The sequence below is a fragment of the Acetivibrio sp. MSJd-27 genome (assembly GCF_018918095.1).
GTDB lineage: Bacteria > Bacillota > Clostridia > UMGS1840 > HGM11507 > HGM11507.
In genome coordinates, this window is sequence record NZ_JAHLPV010000062.1 from 1 (window position 1) to 8094 (window position 8094).

The following is an 8094-nucleotide window of genomic DNA, read 5'->3' on the forward strand; positions in this document are numbered from 1 at the left end:
GTGGTAAAATGATGGTGGATAGGGCTTGTACTCTACCGTCATCAGATAACGGGCTATCATTTCGCAGTCAATCGCATCTGTTTTGGTTTTTCTAAGAGATTTACTCTTAATGAAGCGATAGTTATAGAACTCCCACGGCTTGCCGCCCGAAACCAAAAGCTTTATATCATTTGCCGCAAATTCCTGTGAAGTTATGTCACGGCAAGCGCCGTAGTCATAGATATAAAATTGATAACCCTCACCGAGAACATCAAGAAACGAATAATTGTGATATATGGTAATGCCCTTCCACAAAATACTACCGTCCTCACGCACGGAATTTTTGCTCCCTGCATAAATATCAAGCATTTTCTGAATATCGCCGTGTATATTGCTTTCAAGATAACAAGCCTTTTTACCCTGTTTTGTCAAAAATGCCGTTATTGCCATTGCGTGATATGTCGTACCGACATGAGGTTCAATTCCGCAGACGCCTATCGTTATCATTGATTTTGTCGCTGCCGGAATTACTTTTTTCACGCTTTCTACGGCTCTCGGCTTTACGGGCGGCGCTATCGGATTTATCGTTTTTTCCGCAAATACCTTTTGCGGCGCATCTTCCTTTGTCTCCGTACCCGAAAGACAGCTTTCGGTTTCCTTTTGCGCCTGTCCCTCGTCCTTTGATAAAATCAGCTTGCAGACATTTCTCTCACGCAAGGCATTTACAAGGCTGTCGCCTGTGGTTCTGCCAAGCGCTACAATCAAGATTTTTGCTTTTGTCATATATCGCATACCGCAAATACTGTCATAGATTTCTTTATCGGTGTTATCAAGACAATCGAGGTCGATTACGAAAAACTTTATATGTTCAAGCTTTTTTATCTCAGTATTCACAAAAAGCTTTATATCCTTGATATTCGTTACAAATTCAAAATTCATCTTTCGTTCTTCACATATTTTCTGCATTAACCCCAGATGTTCCGGGGTGGTGATATAGTAGACCATAAAAATTCCTCCTTTCCGAAAATCTCGTTAGTTTTCGGCTCATTTTCTTTCACTGCACTCTCTCCGTATTCTGCGGCATTTCCACCGCCGGAATATTTTGTTCGGTGTTATCGTCTTTTTTGAACTTTCCGACACCGAATATGAGAAGTACAATAATCAGCACATAAATACAGATTTCAACTACATTCATTTTTCTGTTCATCTTAATACCTCCCGTCAGGGTTTAGAAAACGCCCATGCGCCCTTTGCCTCACTCACTATAATCGACACGCTCCATTCCTTATTGCTTTTTTCACGGCTGTTAGGATCGTTTACAAGGATTTTTCCGCTTTCCGTTATACCGCGCAGCACTATGAAATGCCCGTTGTTGGTGAAATGACCTTTACCCATACTGGTAATTATCGTCTTTCCCTCACGCAGCTTTTGTGAAATCTGCGACGCTGATACGGACAATTCCTCACAGCGGATATCCCATTTTCTTGCTCCTGCCGGAAACAAGCTCCACGCTGTACCAATGCCCTCAACTCTGTGCCCGTTTGCATAGCTCCAATCCGCGACGACCTTCGGATTGACGGTCGTATCACCCGTAAGCCCTACCACAACCATTGCAAGAGATGTGGGGCCGCAGCCGCTTGAGCCGATCGTTCCGCTTTTTCCGTAGGAATAGTTCCCCCAGCGTTTATCCCATTGAATAAACAATGGGGTTTGACTTTCGGTGTATTCGCCGGATATGTCAATTACCGCATCGCTGCCTATATACCCGTAATTATCCTGCAAGGCTTGTGCATACGAAGTGCTGACGGAATCGCCGCCAAACAGACTGCTTAAAAAATCAATCGGATTTGTCAATATGTAATACGCCATTGAAAGTATAAGCACAACGCTGATAATAGGTGTTAAGGCTATTGCAAGGACTCTTTTTCTTGTTTCCTCATCGGTTATAACCTGAATGGCAAGCTGTATTAAGACTTTTGTTGCTGCCGCACTGATTGTTATCACCTCCCGGTATAAAAAAAGAACAGACCTCACATTTTCAGTGAAATCTGTTCTGAAAAATATTATTAAGTTTTACTGTTTAAAAATATCGTCGAATATACTGTCTCCGTATTTCTGATACAGCTTAATCGCCGCCTCATAGCAATACTCGTCATTTCTTTTTGAAATAACAAGGATGTTCATAACCTGCTCCGAACGAACAAGCGTATAAACAACCCGTATGCCTATGCCTCTGTATTTTATCTTAAAAAATCCTGTCAGATTGTTTCCTTGCTTATTTCCGAGCGGCTTTCCATAGCCGTCCGGACGGGGCAGGGGATTCTTTCTGACCTTCGCAATTCCTTTAAGCACCTGCTTTGCAAAGGCTTTATCCAGCCTTTTAAGGTCTGCTTTTGCGTCAGGTGCGAATTTTGCTTCCCACACTATTCAATCTCCACACTTTCACATTCAGACTCAATTTTGCCCGCATCAAATCCAAGCTCTTTGCAAACCTCATCAAAACTCTCATAGCTTGCGGCGTCTGTTCTGTTCGCTACATCAATAGCCTTCGCAAGCAGTCTGTTTTCTTCGATTCTGTCAAGAAGCTGTTCCATTTTTGCAGCCTTTTCCACAAGCGTTTTATACATATCCAGAGATATAACCATTGCCGTCGGCTGATTGTTCTTTAAAACGACATACTCTGTATTATTGTTTTTCACATCATCGAAAAGCTGTGCCGTTTTACCTCGGCTGAAGTCGGAAATAGGCACCAAATGCTGTGTAAAATTCAACAAACCGTAATCAATATCCATACCTTTTATACTCGCTTTCATAATACTTTCACTCCTATCTAACATATGCTGATTACAATATTATTATACACCGCATTTCGAAAAATGTCAACTATTTTCATAAATATTTTCGTGAAAATTATTATGTTTTATCTTCCGCCTCCGCTTATGTATTTTAGCTTGTGCTGCAAGTCAAATTTTACGCTTAACCTTTTAGCGCCACAGCAGAACAGTGCAACAGCCCTCTTTTTTGCAAGCAGGAGTTCTTTTTCCGCTTCCGTGAGATTATATAAATCCGCAAGCTCCTTTAAGTTCTGACCGTCAGCGCCGAACAGAATTTTATAGCACGGAATATCCAAAAGCGCCTGTCCGTACATCTTTATTGACGGATCAAGAAAGTCAACAACGCTATGAGATATAATCATCAGTCCTGCCTCATATTTTCTTGCTCTCTTTGCACAGTTACGCAGAAACACAAGGCTTTGCGGCACTTTATTATCAATCATCAGATAAGCCTCATCGCATACAAGCAAAACTCGCTCCGTTCTGTCAATGCTCATCTGCTCCCAAGCCCATGTCAGGATATTAAAATACTGCGTCTTTATAACCTTATCGCTGCTGTTTTGCAGAGAGTGCGTGTCAAGACAAATCCACTTTGAATGAGGTTTAATGCTTGTCTGACTGTTCCACAAAAAGCTGTCCTGACCGATAGCGGCGTTTTCCAAAAGACACGCAAGATGTCTGTAATTTTCGGTTTCATCTTCGGGCAGCTCTTTATCGCCGGATTTCTCCCGGAGATAATCATACAAGTCCTTTATAATCGGAAATTTATCAATTTTTTTATCCTTCAGCCGCATTGTCAGCATAATACCGTATTTTGCGTAAAGCTCACGGAGCGCCTTATTCAAATATGCCTTTTCATAATCGCTGATTTCGGGAAGATACAAACCGAAAAATATTTCAAGAGTTTTTAAGTGCAGAGCCAAATCGCCCATACCCTTATTTTCCTTGCCGTTTAATCTCAGGCTGTCATTTTCCTCATATTCGCCCGTTTCGTCATCATCATCTTCGGGCATAGGCCGTATTTGCAGCGGATTTACCATACCGCCTGCACCGCCGCCGACATCGAGCCAGTCACCGCCCATATCCTTAGTCAGCTTTTTATATTCCCGTTCGGGGTCAATTAAGATAATCTTTGTTCCCTTTGCATATTCCTCTGTGATAATATGCTTTGTGGTCGCAGACTTACCCTGTCCGGCAACGCCCATAATAACCCAATTTGAGTTTGTTCTGTCACCGTGACGCAGCCACGGATCAATGGCAACCATACCGCCCGATACATCTTTTGCAAAATAATAGCCTCGCCCGTCAGAATATGAGGACGAAGCAAACGGGAACCCTCCGGCATAGGTTGAAATCGGCATAAAAAAATCGCAAAAAGGCAAACGGCGGCAGCGTCAACAATTGCTATTCCAAATTCGGGGAAGATCATTCTCTGCTTATGGGGGCATTCCGCAATAATCAATTTGAAACTGTGGAGTATCTTATGTCTGAGGGTGAGAGGCTGTCTCCGAAAGAAACCTCTGAAATAAAAACCGAGTTGTGAAAGCTTGGACTTATGCAGAAACTTGCGGAACCGGAAGAACAGGAATTGGATATGGATATGACGCACAGCATGTAACAATCCGGTGATAAAAAAGTCTCCCAATAACCTTAAATGCAGCATAACCTATTGACAAATAGGTTGTGCTGTGATATAATAGGATACAAATAAGGGAGGCGGCAGAATGGATAGCGTTGCAAAAAGAATAAATGAGCTTAAAACAAAAATCGGTGAACTGCCTGTCGGGTACATATCAAAGAAAAACATAAACGGAAGGGTGCGGTATTATCATCAGTGGACAGAGCTGGGTAAGATAAAAAGCAAATACATTAAAGACGGAGAGCTTGAAATACTGCAAGAGCAGATAGAACTGCGGAGAAAGTTGCAGAAAGAGCTGAAAGCTCTTGAAAAGGAGGTGCCGAAGATGAAAAATGTACCTTTAACGGAACTTCACACAAAGGTGTCTGCTGGCGAAAGTCTTATGCGGATGACGGAATCGGTCAGGCGATATGAACGGCGTGACTGCTTCAAAAGTATAAAAAAATTTCTGGAATTGCCGAATGAACCGAGAATTTGCGTCATATACGGTCTGAGAAGAACGGGCAAAACAACAATGCTGTTTCAGACGATACAGGATATGACGGCAGAGGATTTCTCAAAAACCGTATATATAAAAATCGAAACCGATGATACAATGGCGGGACTTAACAAGGATTTGCAATTGCTCTATGACAGTGGGATAAGAAATGTATTCATAGATGAAATAACGCTGATGAGCGACTTCATAGACTCGTCCTCACTTTTATCTGATGTGTATGCGGCTATGGGTATGAAAATCATACTGTCCGGTACTGACTCGCTGGGATTTTGGCTTGCAAAAAATCAGGAGCTTTATGACAGAGCATACAGTATCCACACAACCTTTATACCGTTTCGTGAATATTCAAAACTTCTTAAAAAGGACGATATAGATGAATATATCCGATACGGGGGAACGCTCCGTGCAGGCGAAATTGATTTTGACGATGAGGATTTGCTCTCGGAGGAATCGGCATTTCGCAGTGATGAATCGACAAGGAGATACATCGACACGGCGATCAGCAAGAATATACAGCACTCACTTGCACACTGTGAGGACGGCGGACAGTTTCGGCATCTTTACACATTGTATGAGGCAGGTGAGCTGACAAGTGCTATTAACAGAATAATTGAGGATATGAACCACAGATTTATACTCGAAGTTCTGACAAGAGATTTTAAGTCAAATGATTTGAAGCTTGCGGCAAAAAATCTGCGCAGTGAGGCAAACTCCGAAAAGCGGACGGATATTCTTGACGATATTGACATTGAAGCAGTAACTCAAAGACTTATGGATATACTTGAAATCCGCAACAGTGAGGATCGGAAAATCGGTATAACAAAAACGCATATAGAGGAAATCAAAGAATATCTGAAAGCACTTGACTTAATCTACTATACATCGGTCGAAACAACAATTCCGGGTGCGGCACCTTACGACAATATAGTGTTTACACAGCCGGGAATGAGATACTGTCAGGCACAGGCGCTTGTTCATTCGCTGATGAAAGACAGTTTATTCAGCGCTCAGAGTGAGCAGATGAAAGAGCTTGTCACAAACCGTATTCTTGATGAAGTAAAGGGCAGAATGCTTGAAGATATCGTCCTTATGGAAACTGCAAAAAAATTGAATCCAAAAAGGTATAGGGTGTTTAAGCTGAAATTTGCGGCAGGAGAGTTCGATATGGTGATCTATGACCGTGAGAAAAATGTATGCGGAATTTATGAGATCAAACACAGCGATAAGTCCGACGCAAACCAGTACAGACATCTTGCGGACGCTGATAAGTGTGAGCAGACAGAGCGCAGGTTCGGGCAAATTGTGAGCAAAGCTGTGCTTTACAGAGGCGAGAGCTTTGAAACGGAAAGCGGAATTGCATACCGAAATGCCAAAGAATATCTGAAAAACGATATTGTGGATTTCAGTCTTGAACAGGCTATGGACAACGACATACAAAACGGAATGGATCTGATATAAAAAACGGAATTGCCGGGCGTTTTACACTGCCCGGCTTTTTCTGTGGGAAAAGAGGAGCTGCGATTGAATGTATTAAAACTACTTCTCATACTGTGCATTTTAATTTTTGCATCGGTAACGGACTTTAAAATCCTAAAACACAACGAAATAGCAAAGTATTGAATACATAAACGCTAACGCGAATAAAGCTTCAAGCGAGCAATATATTGTTATCGTATTTTCTTGATATGAGCGATACAGAAATCATTAAATAGCTAACACATTACGCCAGACGATTTTCAAAAGATGCAAAAGCACATTTTGGCAACCGAAAGAACTTTTGAAAAATGGGGCTATGTGAGCCGGAAATCAAGATGTCTGTTCCCCATCCCTTAATACGATAGCCGTTGATATAGATATTATTTTAAGCACCGTTAAAAAAGCGATACCGTCACTTGCAAACAAGGGTTATCTCAAAAAGACAAATAGCTCTGCTACATCAAATCTCTATCGGTAAAAAACAAAATAAATCGGCACTAAAATTATGAAAATCACATACAAAAACAAACTGAAATTAAATGAAAAACAACCAGAATATTTTTAAGCAGGAAAAAGCTTTGGTGCGTTTTATCTCGCACCAAGCTCTAAACCCCGACCGGCAGTGCCAGTCGGGAGGGTGCGGTTTGGAAATTTGGGTGCGGTTTTGGGTGCGGTATGCCTGATTTTCAAAGAATAATGTGGAGTGTACGAGGTCATATCACAGGTGCGTAAAGGAATGCAAAATCAACATAAAAATATACCGTACAACTGTTGATAAGGCGTCACAGCAATTTTGCTGCGGCGTCTTTTTCTGCTATTATTAGGTTGCTTATGATAAATTTTTTGAATTTCCTCGAAAAATAACAGGACAGACGCGAATACCTTAAAAACTTGAAAATGAGGTAGGGGATGAAATATGTCTGCAACGGTTATCACCGATACAAAGGCTACTGCACATCTCACAGAGTTCAGGAAAGGGACTTGGATACCCTTGTGTATAAAGAACTGTCAAGGCTGAAATCAAAGGCACAGGACAACTGGCTCGCAATTGAAGATGAGGTTAAAAAGTGGCTATCAAATAAAGGAAATACCGACAGGAAAATAAGAGATTACCGAGCGATGATTGAAAACCTTGAGCTTGAGCAGGAAAATATTCTGATAGAGAGAATCAGAGATATGCAAAACCGTGCTGCATACGACAGAATACTTGAAAAACGAAAAGTCGAGATAGAAAATCTCAAAACAAAAATTCAAGATATGCTGAATATGGAACAGACGGTTAAAAAACGTAAGAAAGAAATCAAGGAAAGTATTGATATACTTGACGGAATCATAGCAGAAGGTGCAATCAGCAATGTAAACTTAAGGCTTCTCATAAAAGAAATCATAGTTCTTGATATGGAGAACAACGAGCTTGCCCTGGTAATAGTAATGAACGCACCATTCGGCAAGTATGGCGAGATATTCGATGACGATGGAAATGTAACCCTTGTGCACAACGGAGATTACAAACCAATAAATGTATAACAAAAGGACATCCTCAGAGGGTCTGCTTCTAACTTTGTGTAAAGTCCAAACAAGGGTAAAATTGGTTGGCAGGGAGTGTTTTTGCTCCCTGCTTTTTCAATATAACAGAAACATGGCAAAAACTCAAGCCTTAATCCGGC

The 8094-nt window shown here is 41.4% G+C and carries 8 protein-coding genes; 2 read left to right on the forward strand and 6 right to left on the reverse strand.

Features of this window, described 5'->3' with window-relative positions; genetic code table 11:
* From KQI32_RS12600 to KQI32_RS12625, 6 genes are all read right to left on the reverse strand, one after another.
* Positions 1 to 984, reverse strand: a 984-nt coding sequence (locus KQI32_RS12600; protein WP_216425846.1) for a hypothetical protein, incomplete at its 3' end; no start/stop codon positions are given.
* Positions 985 to 1033: 49 nt separating this feature from the next.
* Positions 1034 to 1186, reverse strand: a complete 153-nt coding sequence (locus KQI32_RS12605) for a hypothetical protein (protein ID WP_216425848.1) — start codon at positions 1184 to 1186, stop codon at positions 1034 to 1036.
* A 14-nt stretch (positions 1187 to 1200) separates the two neighbouring features.
* Positions 1201 to 1983, reverse strand: a complete 783-nt coding sequence (locus tag KQI32_RS12610) for a C39 family peptidase (protein WP_216425851.1) — start codon at positions 1981 to 1983, stop codon at positions 1201 to 1203.
* Positions 1984 to 2052: 69 nt separating this feature from the next.
* On the reverse strand, positions 2053 to 2403 hold the full coding sequence (locus tag KQI32_RS12615) for a type II toxin-antitoxin system RelE/ParE family toxin (protein ID WP_308167061.1): 351 nt from the start codon (positions 2401 to 2403) through the stop codon (positions 2053 to 2055).
* A complete protein-coding gene (locus KQI32_RS12620; RefSeq protein ID WP_216425854.1) occupies positions 2403 to 2792 on the reverse strand; it encodes a type II toxin-antitoxin system Phd/YefM family antitoxin in 390 nt (129 codons plus the stop codon). Before KQI32_RS12620 ends, KQI32_RS12615 begins: the two co-directional genes overlap by 1 nt.
* A 107-nt stretch (positions 2793 to 2899) precedes the next feature.
* The gene (locus KQI32_RS12625) at positions 2900 to 4174 is read right to left on the reverse strand and encodes a VirB4 family type IV secretion system protein (RefSeq protein ID WP_216425866.1); all 1275 of its coding nucleotides are present in this window, start codon (positions 4172 to 4174) and stop codon (positions 2900 to 2902) included.
* Between the two features lie 363 nt (positions 4175 to 4537).
* On the opposite strand from KQI32_RS12625, the gene KQI32_RS12630 reads away from it, so the two are divergent.
* Positions 4538 to 6409 (forward strand): AAA family ATPase, encoded by a 1872-nt coding sequence (locus KQI32_RS12630; protein ID WP_216425867.1) that lies wholly within the window; start codon positions 4538 to 4540, stop codon positions 6407 to 6409.
* Positions 6410 to 7336: 927 nt separating this feature from the next.
* Entirely contained in the window at positions 7337 to 7954 is a 618-nt protein-coding gene (locus tag KQI32_RS12635) for a zinc ribbon domain-containing protein (protein ID WP_216425869.1), read from the forward strand.
* Positions 7955 to 8094 lie beyond the last annotated feature (140 nt).